Origin of the sequence: Aliiroseovarius crassostreae (assembly GCF_049803815.1) — a bacterium.
In the GTDB taxonomy this organism is placed as follows: Bacteria; Pseudomonadota; Alphaproteobacteria; order Rhodobacterales; family Rhodobacteraceae; genus Aliiroseovarius; species Aliiroseovarius crassostreae_A.
Genome location: NZ_JBNAGI010000001.1, coordinates 244,446 through 269,400, shown reverse-complemented (window position 1 = coordinate 269,400; position 24,955 = coordinate 244,446). Strand labels below are relative to the sequence as shown.

26 protein-coding genes are annotated in these 24,955 nt (G+C 59.6%); 21 read left to right on the top strand and 5 right to left on the bottom strand.

Annotated features, from left to right (window positions below):
* The first annotated feature begins 46 nt into the window (after positions 1-46).
* Positions 47-1,483, top strand: a complete 1,437-nt coding sequence (locus ACP15V_RS01290; RefSeq protein ID WP_424942706.1) for a Do family serine endopeptidase — start codon at positions 47-49, stop codon at positions 1,481-1,483.
* A gap of 162 nt (positions 1,484-1,645) precedes the next feature.
* Here ACP15V_RS01290 and ACP15V_RS01285 read toward each other — a convergent pair whose 3' ends face one another.
* From ACP15V_RS01285 to ACP15V_RS01275, 3 genes are all read right to left on the bottom strand, one after another.
* A complete protein-coding gene (locus ACP15V_RS01285; protein ID WP_424941873.1) occupies positions 1,646-1,843 on the bottom strand; it encodes a DUF1127 domain-containing protein in 198 nt (65 codons plus the stop codon).
* Positions 1,844-2,488: 645 nt separating this feature from the next.
* Entirely contained in the window at positions 2,489-3,028 is a 540-nt protein-coding gene (locus ACP15V_RS01280) for a GNAT family N-acetyltransferase (protein ID WP_424941872.1), read from the bottom strand.
* Positions 3,029-3,060: 32 nt separating this feature from the next.
* The gene (locus tag ACP15V_RS01275; protein ID WP_424941871.1) at positions 3,061-3,288 is read right to left on the bottom strand and encodes a YjhX family toxin; all 228 of its coding nucleotides are present in this window, start codon (positions 3,286-3,288) and stop codon (positions 3,061-3,063) included.
* A 627-nt stretch (positions 3,289-3,915) separates the two neighbouring features.
* On the opposite strand from ACP15V_RS01275, the gene ruvC reads away from it, so the two are divergent.
* The 17 genes from ruvC (at position 3,916) to ACP15V_RS01190 (ending at position 19,199) form a co-directional block, all read left to right on the top strand.
* Positions 3,916-4,422, top strand: a complete 507-nt coding sequence (gene ruvC, locus ACP15V_RS01270; RefSeq protein WP_424941870.1) for a crossover junction endodeoxyribonuclease RuvC — start codon at positions 3,916-3,918, stop codon at positions 4,420-4,422.
* Positions 4,419-5,102 carry a Holliday junction branch migration protein RuvA gene (ruvA, locus tag ACP15V_RS01265; protein WP_424941869.1) on the top strand — a complete coding sequence of 228 codons (684 nt, stop codon included), beginning with the start codon at positions 4,419-4,421 and terminating at the stop codon, positions 5,100-5,102. The genes ruvC and ruvA overlap by 4 nt, the downstream gene beginning before the upstream one ends.
* Before the next feature lie 3 nt (positions 5,103-5,105).
* Positions 5,106-6,008, top strand: a complete 903-nt coding sequence (locus tag ACP15V_RS01260) for a GIY-YIG nuclease family protein (protein WP_424941868.1) — start codon at positions 5,106-5,108, stop codon at positions 6,006-6,008.
* A gap of 1 nt (position 6,009) precedes the next feature.
* The gene (gene ruvB, locus ACP15V_RS01255) at positions 6,010-7,056 is read left to right on the top strand and encodes a Holliday junction branch migration DNA helicase RuvB (protein WP_424941867.1); all 1,047 of its coding nucleotides are present in this window, start codon (positions 6,010-6,012) and stop codon (positions 7,054-7,056) included.
* 126 nt (positions 7,057-7,182) lie between these two features.
* Positions 7,183-7,824, top strand: a complete 642-nt coding sequence (locus tag ACP15V_RS01250) for a hypothetical protein (RefSeq protein ID WP_424941866.1) — start codon at positions 7,183-7,185, stop codon at positions 7,822-7,824.
* Between the two features lies 1 nt (position 7,825).
* Positions 7,826-8,227, top strand: a complete 402-nt coding sequence (locus ACP15V_RS01245) for a hypothetical protein (RefSeq protein ID WP_424941865.1) — start codon at positions 7,826-7,828, stop codon at positions 8,225-8,227.
* A 15-nt stretch (positions 8,228-8,242) separates the two neighbouring features.
* Entirely contained in the window at positions 8,243-8,779 is a 537-nt protein-coding gene (gene thpR / locus ACP15V_RS01240; protein WP_424941864.1) for an RNA 2',3'-cyclic phosphodiesterase, read from the top strand.
* A gap of 143 nt (positions 8,780-8,922) precedes the next feature.
* A complete protein-coding gene (gene ybgC / locus ACP15V_RS01235) occupies positions 8,923-9,303 on the top strand; it encodes a tol-pal system-associated acyl-CoA thioesterase (protein ID WP_424941863.1) in 381 nt (126 codons plus the stop codon).
* A gap of 113 nt (positions 9,304-9,416) precedes the next feature.
* Positions 9,417-10,112: a protein TolQ gene (gene tolQ / locus ACP15V_RS01230; RefSeq protein ID WP_424941862.1), complete on the top strand. Its 696-nt coding sequence runs from the start codon at positions 9,417-9,419 to the stop codon at positions 10,110-10,112.
* Between the two features lies 1 nt (position 10,113).
* Positions 10,114-10,593: a protein TolR gene (gene tolR / locus ACP15V_RS01225; protein WP_424941861.1), complete on the top strand. Its 480-nt coding sequence runs from the start codon at positions 10,114-10,116 to the stop codon at positions 10,591-10,593.
* A gap of 6 nt (positions 10,594-10,599) precedes the next feature.
* Positions 10,600-11,724, top strand: a complete 1,125-nt coding sequence (locus tag ACP15V_RS01220) for an energy transducer TonB (protein WP_424941860.1) — start codon at positions 10,600-10,602, stop codon at positions 11,722-11,724.
* A 41-nt stretch (positions 11,725-11,765) separates the two neighbouring features.
* Positions 11,766-13,082, top strand: a complete 1,317-nt coding sequence (gene tolB, locus ACP15V_RS01215) for a Tol-Pal system beta propeller repeat protein TolB (RefSeq protein ID WP_424942705.1) — start codon at positions 11,766-11,768, stop codon at positions 13,080-13,082.
* Between the two features lie 162 nt (positions 13,083-13,244).
* A complete protein-coding gene (gene pal / locus ACP15V_RS01210; RefSeq protein WP_424941859.1) occupies positions 13,245-13,751 on the top strand; it encodes a peptidoglycan-associated lipoprotein Pal in 507 nt (168 codons plus the stop codon).
* 154 nt (positions 13,752-13,905) lie between these two features.
* Positions 13,906-14,742 (top strand): tol-pal system protein YbgF, encoded by an 837-nt coding sequence (gene ybgF, locus ACP15V_RS01205; RefSeq protein ID WP_424941858.1) that lies wholly within the window; start codon positions 13,906-13,908, stop codon positions 14,740-14,742.
* Between the two features lies 1 nt (position 14,743).
* The gene (gene tilS / locus ACP15V_RS01200) at positions 14,744-15,982 is read left to right on the top strand and encodes a tRNA lysidine(34) synthetase TilS (RefSeq protein ID WP_424941857.1); all 1,239 of its coding nucleotides are present in this window, start codon (positions 14,744-14,746) and stop codon (positions 15,980-15,982) included.
* A gap of 76 nt (positions 15,983-16,058) precedes the next feature.
* Positions 16,059-17,975 (top strand): ATP-dependent zinc metalloprotease FtsH, encoded by a 1,917-nt coding sequence (gene ftsH, locus ACP15V_RS01195; RefSeq protein WP_424941856.1) that lies wholly within the window; start codon positions 16,059-16,061, stop codon positions 17,973-17,975.
* 150 nt (positions 17,976-18,125) lie between these two features.
* Positions 18,126-19,199 (top strand): acyltransferase family protein, encoded by a 1,074-nt coding sequence (locus ACP15V_RS01190; RefSeq protein WP_424941855.1) that lies wholly within the window; start codon positions 18,126-18,128, stop codon positions 19,197-19,199.
* A gap of 29 nt (positions 19,200-19,228) precedes the next feature.
* On the opposite strand, the gene ACP15V_RS01185 is transcribed toward ACP15V_RS01190, so the two are convergent.
* Both ACP15V_RS01185 and ACP15V_RS01180 read right to left on the bottom strand, forming a co-directional pair.
* The gene (locus ACP15V_RS01185; protein ID WP_424941854.1) at positions 19,229-20,263 is read right to left on the bottom strand and encodes a fatty acid desaturase; all 1,035 of its coding nucleotides are present in this window, start codon (positions 20,261-20,263) and stop codon (positions 19,229-19,231) included.
* 212 nt (positions 20,264-20,475) lie between these two features.
* Positions 20,476-20,940 (bottom strand): hypothetical protein, encoded by a 465-nt coding sequence (locus ACP15V_RS01180; protein WP_424941853.1) that lies wholly within the window; start codon positions 20,938-20,940, stop codon positions 20,476-20,478.
* A 363-nt stretch (positions 20,941-21,303) separates the two neighbouring features.
* Here ACP15V_RS01180 and ACP15V_RS01175 point away from each other — a divergent pair, with 363 nt between their 5' ends.
* From ACP15V_RS01175 to folD, 3 genes are all read left to right on the top strand, one after another.
* The gene (locus tag ACP15V_RS01175) at positions 21,304-22,980 is read left to right on the top strand and encodes a formate--tetrahydrofolate ligase (RefSeq protein WP_424941852.1); all 1,677 of its coding nucleotides are present in this window, start codon (positions 21,304-21,306) and stop codon (positions 22,978-22,980) included.
* Positions 22,981-23,070: 90 nt separating this feature from the next.
* Positions 23,071-23,952 carry a bifunctional 5,10-methylenetetrahydrofolate dehydrogenase/5,10-methenyltetrahydrofolate cyclohydrolase gene (locus ACP15V_RS01170; protein ID WP_424941851.1) on the top strand — a complete coding sequence of 294 codons (882 nt, stop codon included), beginning with the start codon at positions 23,071-23,073 and terminating at the stop codon, positions 23,950-23,952.
* A 22-nt stretch (positions 23,953-23,974) separates the two neighbouring features.
* Positions 23,975-24,865 carry a bifunctional methylenetetrahydrofolate dehydrogenase/methenyltetrahydrofolate cyclohydrolase FolD gene (gene folD, locus ACP15V_RS01165; RefSeq protein WP_424941850.1) on the top strand — a complete coding sequence of 297 codons (891 nt, stop codon included), beginning with the start codon at positions 23,975-23,977 and terminating at the stop codon, positions 24,863-24,865.
* Positions 24,866-24,955: the final 90 nt, after the last annotated feature.

The following is a 24,955-nucleotide window of genomic DNA, read 5'->3' as shown; positions in this document are numbered from 1 at the left end:
ACGAGTTTTGAGAGCGCAGGCAATTTCCATATCGCGCATGTCCCCGATGGGCGCGCGGTTCATCATGGCGATGATCATGAGCGCCGCAATGGTGCTGGCCGCAGGACTTCGGGCCGAGGCGCGCGGCGCCCCCGACAGTTTTGCCGATCTGGCCGAACAGGTCAGCCCCGCCGTGGTCAACATCACCACAACCACCATCGTGGAAAACCGATCCGGCCCGCAGCCGATGGTGCCCGAAGGCAGCCCGTTTGAAGAGTTCTTCCGCGATTTTCTGGATCGCGACCGGCAGGGCAATGGCAACCGTCCGCGCCGCAGCCAGGCGCTGGGTTCGGGCTTTGTGATTTCCGAAGACGGGTTCATCGTGACCAACAACCACGTCATCGAAGGCGCGGATGAAATCATGATCGAGTTCTTCGGCGGCGAAAAGGAACTGCCCGCCAAGGTGATCGGCACCGACCCCAACACAGATATCGCGCTGCTCAAGGTCGAAAGTGACGAGCCGCTGGATTTCGTGAAATTCGGTGACAGCGACGTGATGCGTGTGGGCGATTGGGTGATGGCCGTGGGCAACCCTCTGGGGCAGGGGTTCTCGGTGTCTGCCGGGATCATTTCGGCCCGTAACCGGGGCCTGGGCGGCGTTTATGACGATTACATCCAGACCGACGCGGCGATCAACCGGGGCAATTCCGGCGGGCCGCTGTTTAACATGGATGGGGACGTGATTGGTGTGAACACCGCGATCCTCAGCCCCAATGGTGGGTCGATCGGCATCGGCTTTGCCATGTCCTCTGTGGTGGTCGACAAGGTGGTCGGCCAGCTGCAGGAATTTGGCGAAACCCGCCGCGGTTGGCTGGGGGTGCGCATTCAGGACATCACCGAGGATATGCTGGAAGGTCTGAACCTGAGCTCGACCGACGGGGTGCTGGTCAATGACGTGCCCGAGGGCCCGTCGAAAGAGGCCGGCATCATGGCCGGTGACGTGATCATGTCCTTCGATGGGCAGGATGTGGCCAACACACGCGAGCTGGTGAAAATCGTCGGCAATGCGCCGGTGGGCAAAGCCGTGCGCGTTGTGGTGATGCGCGATGGAAAGACCGAAACGCTGAAAGTCACCCTGGGTCGTCGCGAAGACGCCGTTGCCTCGAACAGTTCCGGTGGAAACTCTGATCCGGCGGAACCGTCGCAGAAGACGCTTTTGGGCATGACCCTGCGCGAGCTGGATGACGCCAGCCGCCAAGAGCTGGGCCTGGCGCCCGGTGCCAAAGGTCTGGTCGTGACTGAGGTGGATGAGGCCAGCGAAGCCTTTGAAAAGGGTCTGCGCGCAGGGGATGTCATTGCCGAGGCCGGGCAGTCGCCCGTGGGCAATATCGCCGAGTTCGAAGAGCTGATTGAAGGCGCCCGCGAGGGGGGGCGCAAATCGATGCTGCTGTTGGTGCGCCGCAATGGCGAGCCGCGCTTCCTGGCCCTGTCGCTGGCGCGTTAAGCTCCGCTTTGAATTGACCGCAAACGGGCCTCGCAGATCTTTGCTGGGCCCGTTTATCTTAAAGCGTTCAGATCGGCACAAAAAAACCCGCGCCAGGCGCGGGTTTTTTGATCAGTGGTGGGGCGCATCAGGGAGAGAGCGACGCGTCGCCCAGAGAGCCACTTACATCTTTTCGATGTCAGCCCGGCACAGACCAATATCCGCCAATTCGCGGTCGGTCAGATCAGACAGCGCTTTACGGGTCGAGCGCGCGTCATTCCAGGCGGTCAGCGTGGCAACGGCCCGCTGGACAGCGATGGACAGACGGCCCCCGAAGGATGAACCGGCATGGTTCAGCAGGGTGGGTTCGAAGACAGCCATTTCTCATGTCCTTAGATCAAGAAGATAAGTCAGAGCACCATTGCTCTTGTCCGCCAATTAGGATCGATTTTTTTCGGCGACAAGCGCGATAATTGCATGACACCTATGCGTTTTTTGCATGTGGTCGTTTTCGGATTTCGGCCGGTCGAAAATGGTCAGAAATGGGCCATTTTGCCTGTCGCAATTAACGGATCGTTAGGGAAAAAAATTTCCGTTGCATAGGGTGTTGCGCGGGGAACACCACCAGGACCTCGATCCATACACGCCCAAAACCCGACTCAGTTGGGCAATATCCTGACCTCCCCCGGCGCTTGCAGGGGACGTTTCAAGATCTGTTGCGGCACAGGGAAAAAAAAGAGTTGGGAAAACTTAGAACAGGGCAAAACCAGAGATGAACATGACCCGCCCGCCCATAGGTCCATGCTCGGAAGGTTGCCAAGCCTTCTGGGGGTAGATCTCAATGACTTCTTTGCCGGACGAAGCGCCAGTTCGCTGCGGCTGCGCGAAGGTCGGCTCAGTAGGATTCGGCTGTGTCAAAAACGGTCGTTTTCGCCGGTGACAGAAACGTATGAGTTTTGACCAGTGCGATGTAAACTGAAAGCACCCCAACCTCTGGCCAGGATGCCTTCTTTGCGCGTTAGGCCCTCACCAGTGCTCTGGATCGTTAAGCGGTCCGACGCATCGGGACGCCCCTGAGAGCGGTGTGAATGGTTCGCCTGTCAGAGTTTGGCCTAGCCATCCTTCTGGATATTCTAGCGGCAGGGGAGGTTGAGCATCCGATTCTGTGATTTGAGCGAAACCGACCTTCGAATAGAAATTGATATCGCCGTAGGTCAAAGCAACATCCACTCCGGTGTCGCGCAGTGTCTGAAGAGCATGACCAATCAGGCGTTGTCCAAGTCCCTTGCCCTGCTGACCGGTTGAGACAGCCACTGGTGCGAGGATGAACACCGTTCGGTCATCGTCAGGATAGGTCATTCGCGTGAAGATGATGCTGGCCAAGACCTCCGCATTCTCGACTGCCGAAAACACGTGGATGTCTTCAGCAGTCAGCGAAGACAGCATATCGGCCACCAAATCCTTGATCAGTCCGCCAGCTTCTGGCCCCTCGGATGTAGTGAAGGTGTCCGAAAACATCGCGACGATGCCACCTGCCTTGTCTTTGTATTCAGTCGTAAATTCCATCGTTTGTTCCTCCTTTGGATCAGTTTACCAGATTATCTTTGATTGAGCTGCGCGCGCACGGCTTCTATCCCCAGCTTTGACGCCCGATACGGTCGTCCGCTTTGAGACCGGATGAAGCGCCGTTTTTTGAGCCGCAGGAAAACCGGGAAGGTACAATCCGCCAGGATATGCCCCTCTCGCGTGTAGCAGGTGATTTCGCGGATTTTGCCGTTCTCGTTTCGCTCGTGATGTATGGCACCACCAAGCGCAAGTTCATGCAAAACACGCTGTTCGTGCTTTGAGATATTCAACTGATTTTCTCGATCTTATGAAGAAGCAACATAAGACCGCTCAGCCTGTCGCGTGAGCAGTCTAGATGTTAAGCGTTCCAACAACCGTAAGCTGGGAACGAGCTTATGCCCGGGGCTCTTTCATAAAATCTCCGTCTAGAGCGATCATCATCGCTCTCACTAGAGACTTAAGAATAAACCGCGCAAAGCGCAAGCTATAGTCGAAACGGCAAGATGGCTCGGTGTTGCAACCTCGTGCCAAAAACCCCTAGACAAAACTATCTGGCCAAAAACGGTCGTTTTTGTCACTCTCGGAGATGCGACCGAAATCATTGGAAAATCTTCTGCCACAAACCCTTGGCAAAACTCTGTTTGATTTTGTCACGTTTTGGCCGTCGCTCGAAGACCGGACATTCGTGCGCAGCGCAGCATCGGTGAAAGTGGGCTCAAAGCCGACATTCGCAACCATTCCATGACTTTCCCAAAAACACCACACCGCGCCAACGGTGTCGTTTTCGGCACATCTCATTGGAAACCGGATTGGACAGGTGAAAGAACTGGTGCATGTTCTCGTTTCGTGCTAATTCGCAGTTAACAACAACAAGAGCAGGGCGGCAGATGCGCGTCATTGGAATTGACCCGGGGCTTCGCAACCTCGGTTGGGGTGTGATCGACACCGAAGGCGTGAAGATGCGCCATGTGGCCAATGGGATCTGCCATTCGCAAGGCACCGATCTTGGTCCCCGGCTCCTCTCTCTTTTTGAACAACTGTCCGATGTGTTTGCCACCTATGCGCCGGATACGGCGGCGGTGGAGCATACCTTTGTGAACAAGGATGCGGTGGGCACGCTGAAGCTGGGCCAGGCGCGCGGCATTGCGATGCTGGTGCCCGCAAAATTTAACCTGCAGATCGGTGAATATGCCCCCAACGCGGTGAAAAAGGCCGTGGTCGGCGTGGGGCACGCGGACAAGAAACAGGTGGAACATATGGTCAAGATGCAGCTGCCCGGCGTGACGCTGGCCGGGGCCGACGCGTCCGACGCGCTGGCCATTGCGATCTGCCACGCCTTTCACGCGCAAAGCGCGGGGCGGTTAAGGGACGTCCTCAGAAAGGCAAGCGCATGATTGGTAAAATTGCAGGGGTGCTGGAGTATCGCGCCGAGGATCACGTGCTGATTGATGTGCGTGGCGTGGGCTATCTGGTCTATGTCTCCGACCGCACCCTGACCACGCTGCCGAGGCCCGGCGAGGCGGTGGCGCTTTATACCGATCTTCTGGTGCGCGAAGACAATCTGCAGCTCTTTGGCTTTACCTCGCTGGTCGAGAAGGAATGGCACCGGTTGCTGACCTCGGTGCAGGGGATCGGGCCGAAAGCGTCGATGGCGATCCTGTCTGCGCTTGGCCCTGATGGCGTCAGCCGGGCGATTGCGTTGGGCGATTGGTCTGCGGTGAAGGTCGCCAAAGGGGTTGGGCCGAAAACGGCGCAACGTGTGGTGAATGAGCTGAAGGACAAGGCGGCATCGGTCATGGCCATGGCCGGGCAGGGTGGGTCGCTTTCTGATGCGATGGATGCCGTGGACGAGGTGATCGACCCCCCTGCGCCCAGTGCGAAACCGAAATCCGCCGCCAAAGCCCCCCCCGCCAATGCCGCCGCGCAATCCGAGGCGCTCTCAGCCCTGGGCAATCTGGGCTACGGGCCGGGCGATGCGGCGTCGGCCGTGGCGCAGGCGATGGGCGAGGATCCCGACGCGGACACCGCCAGTCTGATCCGGGCCGCGTTGAAATTGCTGGCCCCGAAAGGGTAGCGGATGTTTACATTTCAGGATGTTCTCGAACGCGCTGAGATATGCCCAAAAGATGTGAATATCATGCTGCATTCTCCACGGAGTGGGGGCTTGCAGGAGCATCTGCCGGGGCTTGTTCGAACGCGCAGAAAGGCAATGGAAACCTATCAAGCATATCACCGCGCCAATGGCCCTGCGGAACGCGCGCTCTCTCAGGGTCGCCCCTATGTTGCGAGCTTTGTCAAAACGGGTGTTGGCTCGGATCAGGGAACTTCCGCCATGCTGTTCACGGGGCTTTATCTGAATGACGGCGGGACAATGCGCCCTCGGGGTGAAATCGAGACTGATCCTGAGGTGCAGTGGATGCATCAGACATTCGGGACTTTTGATGAGTTGAAAGTACCTGGCTGGACCCAATGGAAATGGTTTGATTTCCAATTGATCGATGAGCTTCGGTCACTACAGGGTCGACTGGTTATTCAGGTTCGTCTCACTCAATCCTATGTTCGTCTCGCCGAAAACCTCGATGCACCCATCCTCGCAATACATCAGGAAAGCAGGTTTGATGTGCCCCCTCCGCCATGGCAGCACATGAGCTTGAACGCAGGGCTGCTTCAGGCCCTGCCGGAGAGGTGGCGCGTCGCATTGCGAGAATGGCGCGGGGTCTATCTGATCTTGGATGAAACCGACGGACAGCGTTATGTCGGATCGGCCTATGGCAAAGAGAATCTTTTGGGCCGCTGGTGCCAGCATGTTGCAAGTGAGGTCGGGGTGACAGCCGCGTTGAAGCTTCGTGATCCACGTAATTTCCGCTTTTCAATCCTCGAGCGCGTTTCGCCCGATATGGTGGTCGAGGATGTGGTCGCGATTAAAAACAGCTGGAAGAAGCGCTTGCATACGCGTGATTTCGGTCTAAACGAGAACTGACATGAGCGAACCAGACCCCACCTTGCGCCCCGACCCGCGCCCCGAAGATCGTGCGATGGATCAGGACCGGGCGCTGCGGCCCGAGCGGCTGACCGATTTCATCGGCCAGGCCGAGGCGCGTGCCAACCTGCGCATCTTCATCGAAAGCGCGCGGCGTCGCAACGAGGCGATGGACCATGTGCTGTTTCATGGCCCCCCTGGTCTGGGCAAGACCACGCTGGCGCAGATCATGGCGCGCGAGCTGGGGGTGAACTTTCGCATGACAAGCGGGCCTGTGCTGGCCAAAGCGGGCGATCTGGCGGCGATCCTGACCAATCTTGAAGCCAATGACGTCTTGTTCATTGACGAAATCCACCGGCTGAACCCCGTGGTCGAAGAGGTGCTTTACCCGGCGATGGAGGATTTTGAGCTGGATCTGGTGATCGGCGAAGGCCCCGCCGCACGCACGGTGCGGATCGAGCTGCAGCCCTTCACGCTGGTAGGTGCCACCACGCGCTTGGGGCTGCTGACCACGCCTTTGCGCGACCGGTTTGGCATCCCGACCCGGTTGCAGTTCTACACGGTGGATGAGCTGCATGAGATCGTGACGCGCAACGCGGTGAAGCTGGGCAGCCCTGCGGATAATGATGGCGCGCGCGAGATCGCCAAACGCGCCCGTGGCACACCGCGGATTGCCGGGCGGCTGCTCCGGCGCGTGGTGGATTTCGCCGTGGTTGAAGGCGACGGGCGGATCACCCGCGCGATTGCAGACAATGCGCTGACACGGCTGGGCGTTGATCATCTGGGCCTTGACGGGGCCGACCGGCGCTATCTTGGCCTGATGGCGGAGCATTACGGCGGCGGCCCGGTGGGGATCGAAACCATGGCGGCGGCTTTGTCGGAAAGTCGCGATGCGCTGGAAGAGGTGATTGAACCGTTCCTCCTGCAACAGGGGTTGGTGCAGCGCACCCCGCGTGGGCGGATGTTGGGGCAAAAGGCCTGGCGGCATCTGGGGCTGGAGGCGCCCGAGGTGGTCGAGAAGTCACAGACCGATCTGTTTGGGAAGTGACGTCCTGATTTGATTTTCTGGCCTCCGGCGGGGATATTTCTGACAAGAAAAAAGTGTGACTGATTGCACGGGCGGACGCGAGAATTTATGGAGGCTGATGCAGAGTGACCAGATGAGGGGAGCGCCATGACACCAGAAGAAATTCAGACCTATTTCACGGGCAAGGATGGGGCCTATGCCTTTGCCCGCTGGGGTCGGCCGATTGTGCCGGTGGTGTTTGGGGTCGAGGAAGAGACGCTTCAGGTTGTGAAGGGCGCGGTTGAGGCGGTGGTGGCCTTGGCCGGTCACAAAATGGCCGAAACCGATCCCGAGCTGGGCGCAAACCTGATGGTGTTTTTCTTTCGCAACTGGGACGAACTTTTGGGCGTGCCGAACCTGGACAAGATGGTGCCGGATCTTGACCCGTTGGTTGCGCGGTTGAAAGGGGCAGGGGCCAGCCAATACCGCGCCTTCCGTTTTGATGACGACGGCGCCATACAGGCCTGTTTCGTCTTTGTCTGCATGGCGGGTGAAATGGGCGAACAACCCGCCGAAACCATTGCGCTGACCCAGGCGGTTCAGGCGGTGCTTTTGTGGGGCGACGGGGCGTTTTCCACCAAAAGCCCGCTGGCTGTGCTGCCCGAAACCGGCCAGGTGATCCTGCGCCCAGATGTGGCGGGGATCGTTGCGGCCGCCTATGATCCGGTGATGCCGGTGGCTGCGGATGACGCCAGCCATGCGCTGCGGCTGAGCGCGCGATTGCAGGTGTCGAAAACACAAGAGGGCTAAGATGGAAGACTGGTTTGTCCTGCCTTTGCTTGCGGTGGCGGCCTACTTTATCTGCAAGGCGCAGGCCTATTTCTTCATCATCCTGTTTGGCACTCCGCTACAGGGGAAATGGCGTTTGCTTGGCGGATTAGGGCGGCGTGACAAGCTGATACCAGTGTCTCTTGTGCTGAGTTGCGTGCTCTTGGTGATCCTATCCTCATTTTTGCCTGACAATTTGCAATTGCTGTTCGTTCTCGGGCCAATTCTGGTAGCTTGCTGTGTATTCTCATACAGTCTTGCGCGCAGTGTGCGGGTGGGGCTGGTGTCAGAAGGCTTGCTTGGAGATAAGACGGAATGGGGGGCTCGAATTTGGGCCTCTGTCTGTATTGCCACTGCTGCTGCGCATTATTGGTCTCTAACTTAGGGAAATAACTTCAAGATGCGCGCCTTCATCGCCTGTCCTCTGCCTCGCGATCTGACCGCTGCGCTGGCTAATCTGGCAGCGCGGATGAAAGTCGGGCGGGCCGTGCCGGAAGAGAACCTGCATCTGACGCTGGCGTTTCTGGATGAGCAACCGGTCGACGCCTTGGAAGCGCTCCACGAAGAATTGGTGCAGCTCCAGTCTGCGCCGATCACCCTGTCTTTGCGTGGGCTGGAACCGTTGGGCGGCAAAACGCCATCCGTGCTGGCGATTCGGGCGGAGGGGGCGGAGGATTTGCAAAAGAAGGTGATGTCCGCCACAAGACGCGCAGGCCTGACATTGCCCCACCGCAAGTTTCGCGGACACATTTCCATCGCTCGTTTGCCGCGCAGGCCCCTGCCGGAAGATCAGCTGGCATTGGGGCGGGCGTTGGAAGTGTTTGGAAAGGTGGACCTGCCGCCTGTCACGCTTGGCAGTTTTGCCCTCTACCGATCCGAACTGCACGCGGACGGCGCGCGACATGACGTGCTGGCGGAATATCACCTCTCCGTCTAAAGCGTTACGGGATAAACTTGAGGCACATGTTTATCCCGTAACGTCCACGACATTGATATCTCTTGCTGCGTTTCGGTTTTTCCTGTGTCAGGTAAAACCGAAACGCTTTAAGCTTCGGAAAACCAAACCAGATTGAGGCCCCGATGCACCAGTTTCCGATCCGCGTTTATTACGAAGACACCGATATGGCGGGCATTGTCTATTACGCCAATTACCTGCGCTATATCGAACGGGCGCGCTCTGATTGGGTGCGTGAGATTGGCGTCGATCAAAACGCCATGCGCGACGAGGGGCAGGTGTTTGCGGTGCGCAGGCTTGAGGCCGATTATCTTGGATCGGCCCGCTTTGATGACGAGCTGACGGTGGAAACCGTGATCAACACTGTGACCGGTGCGCGGCTGGTCATTGATCAGCGGGTCAAACGGGGTGAAGAGCTGTTGTTTGAAGCGCAGGTCACCATCGTTTGCCTGTCGGATGGGCACCCCACACGCCTTCCGGCGAATTTCCGCCGCCGGGTGAATTAACACGGCGAAATCCTGTCAGATGACGCGGTTTTGATAGCTTTCCCCGTGCCATTGCGCTAATTTGCAGGCAAAACAGCCCCAAAGAGGGCGACCTAGAGGCAGAGATCAAAGCTATGGAAACCGAAACGCTTGCAGCGGCCACGGAGATCGATTTCTCGTTCCTGGCCCTTTTCCTTCGCGCAACCCTGACCGTGAAACTGGTGATGATCGTGCTGATCGTCGCCTCCTTCTGGTCCTGGGCCATTATCGTCACCAAACTGATCGCCTATCGCAAATCGCGGGCCGAGGCGGCGGAGTTTGACCGCAAATTCTGGTCCGGGGAACCGCTGGACGAGCTTTTTGACAAGGTTGGTCCCGCGCCCGAAGTGGCCCCTGAGAAAGTCTTTGCCGCGGGCATGATCGAATGGCGTCGCTCGCACCGCGCGGATGGCGGGCTGATCGCAGGCGGCCAGTCGCGCATTGACCGCTCGATGGATGTGGCGATTGCCAAGGAAGGTGAGACGCTGAACAAAGGCCTGTCCTTCCTCGCCACCACCGCGTCCACCGCGCCCTTTGTCGGACTTTTTGGCACGGTCTGGGGCATCATGAACGCCTTTATCGAGATCGCGCAGCAACAAAACACCAACCTTGCGGTCGTGGCGCCAGGCATTGCCGAGGCGCTTTTGGCCACGGGTCTGGGTCTTCTGGCCGCGATCCCCGCCGCCGTCTTCTATAACAAACTGAGCGTGGACAGCGACAATATCCTTGCAGGCTACGAAGCCTTTGCCGACGAGTTCGCCACCATCCTCAGCCGACAGTTGGACAGCTGAGATGGGGGCCGCTGTAAACCAGGGCGGCGCTGACCGCCGCGCCCGCCGGGGCCGTCGCCGGGGCAAACACCGCCGGATGATGGCCGAGATCAACATCACGCCCTTTGTTGACGTGATGCTGGTGCTTCTGATCATTTTCATGGTGGCCGCGCCGCTGATGGTGGTGGGCGTGCCGGTGGAGCTGCCGAAAACCGCCGCAACCGCGCTTCCGGCCGTGGAAGAAGAACCGCTGACGATCACCATCGACGCGGATGGCCGGGTGATGCTGCAAAAGACCGAGATCGCGCAGGAGGAACTGATTGGCAAGCTGCGCGCCGTCGCTGCGGAACGCTCGGACAACAAGGTGTTCCTGCGCGCGGACGGCGCGGTGAACTGGTCGGAAATTGCCACCGTGATGGGGGCCTTGAATGCTGCGGGCTTCACCAATATCGGCATGGTCACCGATGGTGGCGGACCGACTTTGGATGGGCAAGGGGGCTAGGCGCTGATGCGCACGGGGCTTTATATCTCGGGGGCAGGGCACGCGCTTTTGATCCTGTGGCTTCTGTTCGGATCGCTGATTGGGTGGCGAAACGAAGAGGTGAAGTTGCGGGTATCTGATGTGTCCTTCATCACCGAGGATGAGTTTGCCGCCCTGACCGCCCCGCGTGGCGAGGCAAACGCATCGGAAACCCCGCCTGCGCCAGCGCCCGCTGCGCCGGTTGAAACGCCGGTGCCGCCTGCGCGGCCAGATCCGGAACCTGTGCCGGAACCCGACCCAGAACCAGAACCTGAACCTCAGCCAGAGCCTCAGCCAGAGCCGATCCCGGAGCCGCCTGCGCCCGATCCGGTCCCGGAACCAGAACCCGCCCCCGAACCGCCTGCGCCGGAACCGGCCCTTCAGGACATTCCGCGCGTGGCCCCCACACCTGCGCCGGAACCTGACCCGCAGGCCGAGGTGGCACCTGAGGTGGTTGAGGCCCCAACCCCCAGCCCGGAACCTGAGGCGACGCCAACACCCGACGTGACACCCACTGCGCCCGAAGCGGCGACAACCGAGATTGTGACCGAGGCAAACGAACCTGAGGAAGACGTGAGCGCCGCGCCCGTACGATCTGCGCGCCCTGCGCCGCGTCCTAACCGGCCCGCGCCCACTCCTGATCCTGCGCCGGAGCCGGAACCGACCGAGGTGGCCGAACCAGAGCCTGACCCCGCGCCGCCCAGCAACGCCGCCGCAAACGCCGTGGCCAATGCGGTCAGCGATGCCGTGGCAGGAGGGGACGAGGATCGCCCGGCCCAGAACGTGCCCGAAGGCCCGCCGATGACCCGTGGCGAAAAAGAGGGGCTGCGCCTTGCCGTGCAACAATGCTGGAGCCTCGGCACCGCCTCGTCGGACGCGATGCGCACCACGGTTGTTGTCATGGTCGACATGGCCCGCGACGGGAAACCCACCGGCACGCGCATGGTGGATTGGCAAGGCCCCAGCCAAGGGGCCGCTGATATTGCATATCAGGCCGCGCGCCGTGCGATTTTGATCTGCGGGCGGACAGGCTATGATCTGCCGCAAGAGAAATACAGCCAATGGCGCGAAATTGAGATGACCTTCAACCCGGACAAGATGAGGATCAAATGAAACTGACTGCGATGCGAATGACCGCGCTGATACCCAAGCTGATGGGACTGGCCGTTCTGGCCGGATTGACCACATTTACCGCCGCTCCGGTTCAGGCGCAAAGCGATGGGCCTTTGCGGATTGAGATCACCGATGGGGTCATTGAACCCCTGCCGTTTGCGGTGCCGGCGTTTCAGGCGGAAACGGGCGGGGCTGGCGATTATGCGCGCGACATTTCGCGCCTCGTGGCGGCGGATCTGGCGGGCACGGGGCTGTTTCGGGAAATCCCGTCTACAGCGTTCATTTCCAACATCACCAGTTTTGCCAGCCCCGTGGCCTATGAAGATTGGCGCGCGATCAATGCCCAGGCGCTGATCACCGGCGCGGTCAGCCAGTCGGGGGGGAATATCACCGTCAAGTTCCGGGTCTTTGACGTGTTTTCCGGCCAGCAACTGGGGGAAGGTCTGCAATTTGGCGGGGCGGCATCCTCGTGGCGGCGCATGGCGCATAAAGTGGCGGATGTGGTCTATTCGCGCATCACCGGCGAAAGCGGGTATTTCGACAGCCGGGTGGTGTTTGTCTCGGAAAGCGGCCCCAAAAACGCCCGCCTGAAACGGCTGGGCATCATGGATTATGACGGGGCGAATGTGCAGTTCCTGACCGACAGTTCCTCGCTGGTGCTGGCCCCGCGGTTTTCGCCCACTGGCGACAAGGTGCTTTACACCAGCTATGACAGCGGTTTCCCGCAGGTCAATGTGCTGGATGTGAACAATGTGGCCAAGCGCGTTTTGTCATCGAAAGAGGGCACGATGAGCTTTGCGCCGCGCTTTTCGCCCGACGGGCAGCGCGTGGTCTATTCGCTCTCTGCTGGCGGCAACACCGACATCTACACGATGAATTTGAACGGTGGGGGGGAGCAACGCCTGACCTCAGCCCCGTCAATCGAAACCGCGCCGTCCTATTCGCCGGACGGACAATATATTGTGTTTGAAAGCGACCGGTCGGGCACCCAACAGCTTTACATCATGCCCGCCACAGGGGGGGAAGCGCGGCGGATTTCCTTTGGTCCGGGGCGCTATGGCACGCCGGTCTGGAGCCCACGCGGGGATCTGATTGCCTTTACCAAGCAAAACGCGGGCCGGTTCCATATTGGCGTGATGCGCACCGATGGCAGTGAAGAACGCTTGCTGACCGCCTCTTTCCTGGACGAGGGGCCGACCTGGGCGCCCAATGGCCGGGTGATCATGTTCACCCGCGAAAGCCAGGGGGCTGACGGGGCACCGGCGCTTTACTCGGTTGATATTTCCGGGCGCAACCTGCGCCGTGTGGTGACCAATGGCGCGGCCTCTGACCCGGCCTGGTCGCCGCTTTTGAAATAGGTCTGGCTTATAAGATCTGGTATATGAAATAGGTGACATCTGGCCGGTAACGTCGGGAGAGATTTCCATATCCGCCCCGGATCTGTTAGGCTTTTAAAAAACGAGCAACAGAAGAGTTGAACCCAAGGCGCATGGCGTCTGACAGGATACAGGATCAAAGTGATGAAAACTTATGCACTGACCGCAGTCGTTCTGGGCGCGCTGGCCCTGGCAGGCTGTTCGAAAAGCCCGGGCGCGCTGGACAGCGGATTTGACGCGGGCGCGAACTCCATAGTGCCTGGCAGCGCCTCGGATCCGCGCTCGCCCGCCTATTTCCAGCAAACGATCGGGGATCGGGTGCTGTTTGCGGTGGACCAGTCCTCGCTCAGCCCGGAAGGCATTGATGTGCTGACCAAACAGGCGGCGTGGCTGTTGGAAAACACCAATTTCACCGCGGTGATCGAAGGCCATGCCGATGAGCAGGGCACGCGGGAATACAACCTTGCCCTGGGCGCGCGCCGGGCCTCTGCGGCACAGAACTTCCTGATCGAACGCGGGGTCGCGCCGAACCGCCTGAAGACCGTGAGCTATGGCAAGGAACGCCCGCTTGAGATTTGTTCGGATGAGATCTGTTATTCGAAAAACCGTCGTGCTGTGACCGTGCTGGCGGCGGGTGGTCTGACCAGCTGATCTGACTGGCTCCTCTGCTTGACATTGGGCGGAGGAGCGATTTGGGTTTCCTAGAAAACTAGAAAACTAGAAAACTAGAAAACTAGAAAACTAGAAAACTAGAAAACTAGAAAACTAGTTTTCTGGTTTTGTGAATGGGCAAAAGGTGGACGGTATGCGTCGAATGATGATGGCAACAGCCTTGATGATGGGCACGGCTCTGATGTCGGGCCTTACCCCGGTTCTGGCACAGGACCGGGCGCAGTCGCTTGCGGATGTGCGTCAGGAGCTTTCCCTGCTTTATGTGGAAATCCAACAGCTTAAAACAGAGCTTTCCACCACCGGCGCCCCAACGGGATCAGCGGCCGCAGGCAGCCCCACGCAGCGCATTTCGACCATCGAAAACGAAATGACCCGGCTCACCGACAAAATCGAACAGCTGGAATTTCGCATCAACCAGATCGTGAAAGACGGCACCAATCGGATCGCCAACCTGGAGTTTCGCCTGGTGGAACTGGAAGGGGGGGATGTCAGCCAGCTGGGGGAAACCACCACGCTGGGTGGCGATTTGCCCGAGGCCCCTGTCACCGTCGCCCCGCAGCCAGCCCCTCAATCTGGTGGGCAATTGGCGGTGGGGGAACAGGCCGATTTCGATGCGGCGGCTGCGGCCCTTGAAGCACAGGATTTCACCGGGGCGGCCACGAAGTTTGCGGCTTTCCTCGAAGCTTACCCCGCCGGTCCCTTGTCTGCCCGGGCGCAATTTCTGCGCGGCGAGGCGTTGACCGGGGCGGGGGATGCGAAAAACGCGGCCCGCGCCTATCTGAACGCGTTTTCCGGGGCCCCTGATGGGGCGAATGCGCCGGATGCGCTTTTCCGTCTGGGGCAGTCTCTGGGCGCTTTGGGGCAACAATCAGAGGCCTGCGTGACGCTGTCTGAAGTGGGCAAACGCTTTCCCGGTCATGCAACTGTGGCAGAAGCAGAAGCTGCGCGGGTAACGCTCGGGTGTAACTGACGTGACCGATCCCGTCGCGGCATTTCTGAACCAAGCAGGCGGGCCAGACGGCCCGCTTTTGCGTCTGGGGGTGGCGGTCTCTGGTGGCAGTGACAGCACCGCGCTTTTGATCCTTGCGTCGGATTGGGCCAAAACCACCGGGACAGATCTGATCTGTTTCACGGTGGATCATGGGCTGCGCCCCGAGGCGGACGAGGAAGCCCGGCAGGTCGCTGCGCTGTGTGCCTCTTTTGATATCCCCCATGAAACCCTGCGCTGGACCGGGTGGGACGGACAGGGGAACGTGCAGGATGCGGCGCGACGGGCACGCTATGCTTTGCTGGCCAAGGCTGCGCGGGACGCGGGCTGTGCAGCTGTGGCCTTGGGCCATACACGCGATGATCAGGCCGAGACCTTTCTGATGCGGCTTGCGCGTGGATCCGGCGTGGATGGGCTCTCGGCCATGCGTGCGGATTGGCGTGCGGATGGGATGCGCTGGTTGCGCCCGTTATTGACCGAGACCCGCGAAGGATTGCGTGCGATGTTGCGCGATCGGGGCCCCCTTTGGATCGAGGACCCGTCCAACTCTGACCCCCGGTTCGACCGGGTGAAGATGCGTCAGGCGTTGCAGGATCTGGCGGCGCTTGGGCTGGATGCAGACCGGCTTGCAGGCACCGCACAGGCGATGGGCACGGCGCGGGCGGCATTGGCTCATCTGGCGCATAAATCCGCCAAAGAAATCTGCCAGGTTGAGGCGGGGGATGTCGTGATTGACCCGGATCCGTATTGGGATCTGCCGCAGGAAACCCGCGAGCGGATCATCGCGGAGGGCATCCGATTTGTTTCCTCCACACCGTACCGTCCGCGTCTGGCCAGCCTGCGCCGCTCTCTGGTCGCCGCGCGTGACGGGCAAAGCAGCAATCTGCAAGGATGTCTCATTCATCCCCATCGCAGCGGGCTGCGGGTCATTCGCGAACCGTCCGCGGTTGCCGGGCTGACCGTGACCCCGGGCCAGATCTGGGATGGGCGCTGGCGGATTGAAAGCGGGTTGGACGGCGAGATTCGCGCTTTGGGTGAGGGGCTCACGCAGATCAAAGATTGGCGTGACACCGGGCTGCCACGGCAAACCCTCCTGTCCTCCCCCGCGCTTTGGGCCGGAAAGCGCCTTTTGGCGGCCCCTTTGGTGGAGAAAAGCGACAAATGTCGCATTCTCATGCAGCCAAGCTTGACTGAATTCCTCACATCACTTTTATCGCATTGAACATGGCGGTTTCCTCCCTATTTTAAGAGAGGACGCCAAACCGACCCCGCGTCAAAGCATTCAAAGGAGATCCCTCTTGGGCAACGCGAGAAATTTCGCCTTCTGGATCGTGCTGTTTCTGCTGATCCTGACCCTTTTTAACCTGTTTTCGAACGGGCAGTCGTCGATGTCATCTTCCAATGTCAGCTACTCTGAATTTGTGGCGGCCCTGGAAGGGGATCAGGTGCAATCGGCCACGGTAGACGGCGAAGAGCTGACCTATCAGGCCTCTGATGGCAAGCTGTACACCACGGTCCTGCCGCGTGATGCGGAGGTGACCGACCGGCTGTTGGCCAAAGGGGTCGATGTGAAGGCTGAACCGCAGACCCAATCCGGGTTCATGTCGCTGATCACCCTGCTTTTGCCAGTGCTTCTGCTGATCGGCTTTTGGTTCTTCATGATGAACCGGATGCAGGGCGGGGGCAAAGGTGGCGCGATGGGCTTTGGCAAATCCAAGGCCAAGATGCTGACCGAACGCGAAGGCCGTGTGACCTTTGACGATGTCGCGGGCATCGACGAAGCCAAGGAAGAGCTGGAAGAGATCGTAGAATTCCTGCGCAACCCGCAGAAGTTTTCGCGCCTTGGTGGCACGATCCCCAAGGGCGCGCTGCTGGTGGGCCCTCCGGGCACCGGTAAAACCCTGCTGGCGCGTGCGATTGCGGGCGAGGCGGGTGTGCCGTTCTTCACCATTTCCGGGTCGGATTTTGTGGAAATGTTTGTGGGTGTGGGCGCAAGCCGTGTCCGTGACATGTTTGAACAGGCCAAGAAAAACGCGCCTTGTATCGTCTTTATCGACGAGATCGACGCCGTGGGCCGTCATCGTGGCGCCGGGTATGGCGGCGGCAATGATGAACGCGAACAGACACTGAACCAGCTTCTGGTCGAAATGGACGGGTTTGAGGCCAACGAAGGCGTGATCATCCTGGCCGCGACCAACCGTCGTGACGTTCTGGACCCGGCGCTTCTGCGTCCTGGTCGGTTTGACCGTCAGGTCACCGTGCCGAACCCGGACATCAAGGGGCGTGAAAAGATCTTGGGCGTGCACGCCCGCAAAGTGCCGCTGGGCCCTGACGCCGATATGCGTATCATTGCGCGCGGCACGCCGGGTTTCTCGGGTGCGGATCTGGCGAACCTTGTGAACGAGGCCGCGCTGATGGCCGCCCGGGTGGGCCGCCGTTTTGTCACCATGGAAGATTTCGAGAACGCGAAAGACAAGGTGATGATGGGGGCCGAGCGCCGGTCGATGGTGCTCACAGATGACCAGAAGGAAAAGACCGCCTATCACGAGGCAGGTCACGCCGTGGTTGGTTTGAAGCTGCCGCAATGTGATCCGGTCTATAAGGCCACGATCATCCCGCGCGGTGGTGCGTTGGGGATGGTTGTGTCTCTGCCTGAGATTGATCGTCTGAACTGGCACCGGTCTGAGTGCGAGGAAAAGCTTGCCATGACCATGGCCGGCAAAGCCGCTGAGATCATCAAATATGGCGAGGACAATGTCTCGAACGGGCCGGCGGGGGACATCCAGCAGGCATCCGGTCTGGCGCGCGCCATGGTGATGCGCTGGGGCATGTCGGACAAGGTTGGCAATATTGACTATGCCGAGGCGGCCGAGGGCTATTCGGGCAACACCGCGGGTTTCTCGGTCTCGGCCAATACCAAAGAGCTGATCGAGGATGAGGTGAAGCGCTTTATCCAGGACGGGTATGACACCGCGTTCAAGATCCTGACCGAGCATAAGGAAGAATGGGAGCGTCTGGCGCAGGGTCTGTTGGAATACGAAACCCTTACGGGTGCCGAGATCCAGCGCGTGATGGACGGTTTGCCGCCGCATAAGGGTGATGACGAAGAGGACACGCCGGATGATGGCGCCCCTTCGGTCACGGCCATCCCGAAAACCAAACCGCGCGCGAAACCGTCAGGGGATGAAGGGCTGGAGCCCGAACCCACGGCGTGATTGGCCCGACAAAGAGATGAAGAGAAAGCCCCGACGTAAGTCTCGGGGCTTTTTCATTTGTCAGATCACGGGCCAGCAAAAATTTGACTTGGCTTCAAAGCGCTTCCTATAGTTCCGGGGAGGTAAAAGAAAACCAGCCAAGGGGCGGGATTGAACGCAGGCCCATCCAAACCACGTTTCCCGGGATTTGACATCCTTCGGATCTTCGCCGCCCTTCTGGTGGTGTTTTCCCATTCCTTTTTGATTGCAGAACATAGCGAGGCCAACGAACCGGCCCAGGCGCTGACGGGTGAAATCTTTGGCGTTTATGGGGTTATGATCTTTTTTGTGCTCAGCGGTTTCCTGATCACCGACAGTGCCATCCGATCTTCCTCTTCGGCCAGTTTCTGGTCCAAACGCCTGCGCCGGATCCTGCCCGGGTTTGTCGTGTGCAACATTGTGGTGATGTTGGGGGTTGCACCGTTTTATGCACGGGTGCCGCTGGCCGAGTTCCTGACACATCCAGAGGTTTGGACGCAGCTCTTATCGACCTTGGGGTTTGCGTCCAGTTCGCTTTACTTGCCGGATTTGATCCAGATCTATGATGCGACCACCGAAGAGGCACTGATGCTGCCGATTGTTCTGAATGGGGTGTTGTGGACCATCCGGTTGGAACTGGCCTGTTACGCATTGGTGGGGGGCTTGATGCTGTTGGGGCTTTTGCGCCCGGCGATGGTTTTGGTGGTGCTGGTGTTTGCGCTGACTGCAGCCCTTGCCTATGGGTGGCAGATCAATGAGTTCCTGATCGGCTTTTACTTCCTTCTACCCAGTTTTGCCGTGGGCATGGTCTTTCGCCTGTTCTGTGCGGATGTGAAGGTGAAAGGGGGGTTTGCACTGACCAGCCTTGCGATCCTCGTGTCGCTGTCGTTGCAGGTTGACAATTGGCATCTTCTGGCGCCGGTGCTGTTTGCGCCACTTTGCATCCTGCCGCTGATCTGGGTGGGGCAGCAGGACAATCAGGTATTTGACTGGCTGCGCCAGTATGGGGATCCGTCTTACGGGATCTACCTGTGGGGATGGCCGTTGCAACAGGTGCTGCGCGCAGCGCTGGGAGAAGGGTATTCAGGTTATGGCTTTGCTGCACTCTCCATGCCCTTGGCCCTTGCGGCCGGGTATCTGTCCTGGCACGTGATTGAAAAACCGTTTCTGCGTCATCGCCGTGTGTTGCAGGCCGCGCAGGCCTGACGGGGCCGCACCCCCCTGTCAGGGGGGAATTACAGCGCGCGGGCCTGGGCGAAGGACAGCAGGCGTTTGCCGTTTTCATCCCACAGGTGCAGCCGTGCATTGGCAAAGCTTTCGCGGATCGTCATCGTATAGGCCTCTTCTGCCAGTTCCGCGTGGTCGCGCAGCACATCGGGCAGGCGATAGAACGGAATGCGGCTATAGAGGTGATGCACATGGTGGATGCCGATATTGGCGCTGAACCATTGCAACACTTTGGGCAGGCGATAATAGGATGATCCGTGCAGGGCGGCTTCGTGCAGGTTCCAGTTCTCGTTCTGATCCCATTGGGTGGTTTCAAACTGGTGCTGCACATAGAAAAGCCACACACCCGCCGTGGCGGCCACCAGCGTGGTGGGGAGGAAAATCAGCAAGAGCGGCATCAGCCCGCCAAACCAGTAGATCGCCCAAAGGGCCGCAACGATGGCGATATTGGTCAGCATGGCGCTGACCCAATAGCGGGTGCCGTTCATCAGCCCGATTGGCAGGCGGTTTTGCAGATAAAACAGGTATCCGGGGCCGAAGCCAAACAGCGTCACCGGGTGGCGATAGAGGCGATAATGCAGCTGCCCCCAACGCGACAGCGCCTTGTATTCCGCCACGGTCAGCGTGTGAATATCGCCCATGCCGCGCTTGTCCAGGTTGCCGGCGGTGGAATGGTGTACCGAATGCGTGCGCCGCCAAACGTCATAAGGGGTCAGGGTCAAGACGCCCAAAACGCGCCCGACCCAATCGCTGACCTGACGGTTCTTGAAATAGGCCCCGTGGCCGCAATCATGTTGAATGGCAAAGAGGCGCAACAGGAACAACGCGTTCAGAACCGAGATGGCAAGGGCCAGCCAATAGCTGATCGACAGGGACCACCAGGCCAAGGCCCAGAGCGCGACAAAGGGCAGGGCGCTGATCGCCAGCTCAAACGAGCTGCGCAGGCTGCTGGGGTCGCGGTATTTCGCCAGGGTCGAGACCCATTCACGGGCGGATCGCCCATTGGGCTGGCTTTGGGAGTGGTCGGTAATGTCTGCTGCCATAGGTCTGCCATGTCTTGAGGTTTGCATGATCGGATAGACTATCCGCAATCTTTGGCAAGGAAATTACGTAAGGAGAGGTGAAATTCACCGCCAGATCTGACGATTTCCACCTGACGTGGTCTGGATGCGCCAGTTTCGTGCTCGCCCTCCAACCAATGCATTGCTGCGCTGGCGGAGCTTCGGTCTCTCTGATTTGCCTCTCTCTCGGGCACTCAGCGCTTTGCAATCCAATAAGACAGAACGCCTTTGTCCAGCGTTGCCTCGACGCCGTATTTCATACGTCCGACCTGCACCTTATACCAGATGCTCCCACCAATGGCGCTGCGCTGCCGTGTGACGTTGCCGCCGACGCGACCCGCAAACCAGAGTGCGAGGCGTTGGGTTTCCTGATCAGAAGGCGGGGTCATTCCTGTTTCGCCTCCGCCAATACGCAGGTTGCAGCTGCGTCCGTCGCGCACGGCGACGCTTGCGGTGGCCGAGCTGCCACGTGCATTGAAGCGCTCCTGAGAAACAGACCTGGAAATAGCAGCCTCGCTCAGACCCGGCGCATGTTGCAGGCAGACCATAATGAAGCTGCGTGCATGTTCCGAAAACCCGTCCTGAGCCAAAGACGATGTGGGCAAAGCCAGCATGCCCAGAAGGGCGACATGGGACAGGGGGCGGATAAATCCATTCATGTAAATAGGCCTGCGTAAAAATTATAGGGTGTCTTGTCCAATGGCGACCGTGCCCCGGAAGGCCGGGATCTGCAAGGGGCAAAGAGAGGTGAAATACACCCTCATATCGCGGTCATCCGGTGTCTTGATACCAGCCCCCGATGTCAGCCGAACGCTGGGATCTGCAAGCCGTCAAGGCATGAAAATGCTGCACGCGCGAAGGAAATCATTCGTGGAATCAGACCTGATTTGGGATGCAACTGTATTCCATTTCGACGAATTCGGCGGGGATTATGTCGGATTCCATCCTATGCGAAATTCTTTCCCCCGATATTGAAGGTGCAGACAAAGGGTCGCACCCCATCTTTTCAAGGGAACCAGCTGATGGCTTACAAAACCGACATCGAAATCGCCCGCGAGGCGAAGAAACGCCCGATCAAAGAGATCGGCGAGAAGATTGGCATCGCTTACGAGCATCTGATGCCCTATGGCCACGACAAGGCCAAAGTTTCGCAGGAATTCATCAACTCGGTCAAAGACCGCGAAGACGGCAAGCTGATCCTGGTGACCGCCATCAACCCGACCCCGGCCGGTGAAGGTAAAACCACCACCACCGTTGGTCTGGGTGACGGTCTGAACCGCATCGGCAAGAACGCGATGATCTGTATCCGCGAAGCCTCGCTTGGGCCGAACTTCGGCATGAAAGGTGGCGCGGCTGGGGGCGGATACGCCCAGGTTGTTCCGATGGAAGAGATGAACCTGCACTTCACCGGGGATTTCCACGCCATCACCTCGGCCCACTCGCTTCTGTCGGCGATGATCGACAACCACATCTACTGGGGCAATGAGCTGGCAATCGACGAACGTCGTGTGGCCTGGCGTCGTGTGGTCGACATGAACGACCGTGCGCTGCGCGACATCGTGGTGAGCCTCGGCGGCGTGTCGAACGGTTTCCCGCGACAGGGCGGTTTTGACATCACCGTGGCGTCTGAGGTTATGGCGATCCTGTGTCTGGCCAACGATCTGGAAGACCTGCAGAAACGTCTGGGTGACATCATTGTGGCCTATACCCGTGAACGCACCCCGATCTATTGCCGTGACATCGGTGCCGACGGTGCCATGACCGTTCTGCTCAAGGACGCGATGCAGCCGAACCTGGTGCAGACGCTCGAAAACAACCCGGCCTTTGTGCATGGCGGCCCGTTTGCCAACATCGCCCATGGGTGTAACTCGGTGATTGCCACCAAAACCGCGCTGAAACTGACTGACTATGTTGTGACCGAAGCGGGTTTCGGGGCGGATCTTGGCGCCGAGAAGTTCATGAACATCAAATGCCGCAAGGCAGGGCTGGCCCCGTCGGTTGTGGTGCTGGTGGCCACCGTGCGGGCGATGAAGATGAATGGCGGCGTGGCCAAGGCCGACCTGGGCGACGAAAACGTCGACGCCGTGAACAACGGCTGCGCCAACCTCGGCCGTCACATCGAGAACCTCAAGTCGTTCGGCGTGCCGGTTGTGGTCGCCATCAACCACTTCGTCACCGACACCGACGCCGAAGTGCAGGCGGTAAAGGATTACGTCGAGGGCCACGGGTCTGAGGCGATCTTGTCGCGTCACTGGGAACTGGGTTCGGAAGGCTCCGAAGAGCTGGCGCGCCGCGTGGCAGAAATTGCCGACGCTGATGTGGCTGCCTTTGCTCCGATCTACCCCGATGACATGTCGCTCTTTGACAAGATCGACACCATTGCCAAGCGCATCTACCGCGCAGACGAGGTTCTGGCCGACGCCAAGGTGCGCAAGCAGTTGAAAGACTGGGAAGAGGCCGGTTACGGCAACCTGCCGGTCTGCATGGCGAAAACCCAGTACAGCTTCTCGACCGACCCGAACCTGCGGGGCGCGCCCACCGGGCATTCGGTGCCGATCCGCGAAGTGCGCCTGTCGGCGGGGGCTGGTTTCATCGTGGTGGTCTGCGGTGACATCATGACCATGCCGGGCCTGCCGCGCAAACCGGCGGCGATGACCATCGGCCTGAACGCCGAAGGCGACGTTGAAGGTCTCTTCTAAGGGACTTGACCAAGGGGGGCGACAGCCCCCCTTACGCTTTCTAAGAACTGTCTGAGCGATTCGAACGCGTCAGACAAAGGACCAAACTACATGAGCGCAACACGCATCGACGGCAAGGCAATTGCCGCAAATATCCGCGAAGACGTGGCCAAACAGGCCGCCAAGCTGGCCGAGAAGGGTTGGCAACCGAAACTCGTATCGCTCTCGGTGGGCGATGTGGCCGCCGCAGAACTTTATGTCCGCAACCAGCAACGCACCGCTGAAAGCGCGGGGGTCGAGTTTGAGGCGCGGAATTATCCCACCGAAACCTCGCTCGAACAGCTGACTGGCATCATTCAGGGCCTCAATGCCGACCCGCGTGTGAACGGCATCATCATCCAGCGCCCGCTGCCTGACCACATCCCGGTCAAGACCTTCCAGAAACTGGTCCACCCGCTGAAGGATGTGGAAGGGATGCACCCGGCCTCGATCGGCAATATTGTCTACAATGACCTGGCGCTTGGACCCTGTACCGCCGTCGCCGCCGTGGAAATCCTGAAAACCCTGCCGATTGATATCGAAGGGCTGAATGTGACCGTGATCGGACACTCGGAAATCGTTGGCAAACCCATCGCCTTTTTGCTGATGGGGCTGGGCGCCACCGTGACCGTGTGCCACCACATGACGCGTTCCGTCGCCATGCACTCGCGCGCCGCGGATGCGGTGTTTGTGGCCGTGGGCAAGCCGGGTCTGGTGACGGGGGAAATGCTGAAACCGGGCTGCGCCGTGATTGACATCGGCATCAACCGGGTCGATGGCAAAACCGTGGGCGACGCCGATTGGGACAGCTGCAAAGAGGTGGCCGGCTGGATCACCCCGGTGCCGGGCGGTGTTGGCCCCGTGACGGTTGCGATGCTGATGTCGAACGCGGTACATGCGACCGAAATGCAAATGAACCACTATCGGGACGCCTATGCGCGGACCGATTTCTGAGATTGATTAAGGGAGAGCAGCAATGACCGCTCAGATCATCGACGGCAAGGCCTTTGCCGCCACTGTCCGTGAAAAAGTGGCCGCCCATGTGGCACGCCTGAAAGAGGAAAACGGCATCACCCCCGGTCTGGCCGTTGTGCTGGTGGGCGAAGACCCGGCATCGCAGGTCTATGTCCGCTCGAAGGGCAAGCAGACCGTCGAAGTGGGCATGAACTCCTACGAGCACAAGCTGGACGCGGACACCTCGGAAGAGGATCTGCTGGCGCTGATCGCCAAGCTGAACAATGATCCCGCCGTGCATGGCATTCTGGTGCAGCTGCCGCTGCCCGGTCACCTGAACGAAGATCTGGTGATCAACGCGATTGATCCGGCCAAAGACGTGGACGGGTTCCATATCTCCAATGTGGGCCTGCTGGGCACCGGTCAGAAATCCATGGTGCCTTGTACGCCCCTTGGCTGCCTGATGATGCTGCGCGACCACCACGGATCGTTGTCCGGCCTGAACGCCGTCGTGATCGGCCGCTCGAATATCGTGGGCAAGCCGATGGCACAGCTTTTGCTGGGCGACAGCTGCACCGTGACCATTGCGCATAGCCGCACCAAGGATCTGCCGGACGTGGTGCGCCGCGCCGACATCGTGGTTGCCGCTGTGGGTCGCCCGGAAATGGTGCCCGGCGACTGGATCCGCGAAGGCGCCACCGTGATCGACGTAGGCATCAACCGGATCGAGCGCGACGGCAAGAACAAGCTGGTTGGCGACGTGGATTTTGAAAGCGCGTCCAAGGTGGCAGGGGCGATCACGCCGGTGCCGGGCGGCGTAGGCCCGATGACCATTGCCTGCCTTCTGGCCAACACCCTGACCGCCTGCTGCCGCGCCAATGACCTGGCTGAACCGGAGGGCCTGACCGCCTGAACCGGTCAAAAAGTTAAGACAATGAGGGCGAGTCGCTTGGCGGCTCGCCTTTTTCATTTTACCGCGACGGGGCAAAAAACCTTTGAATCC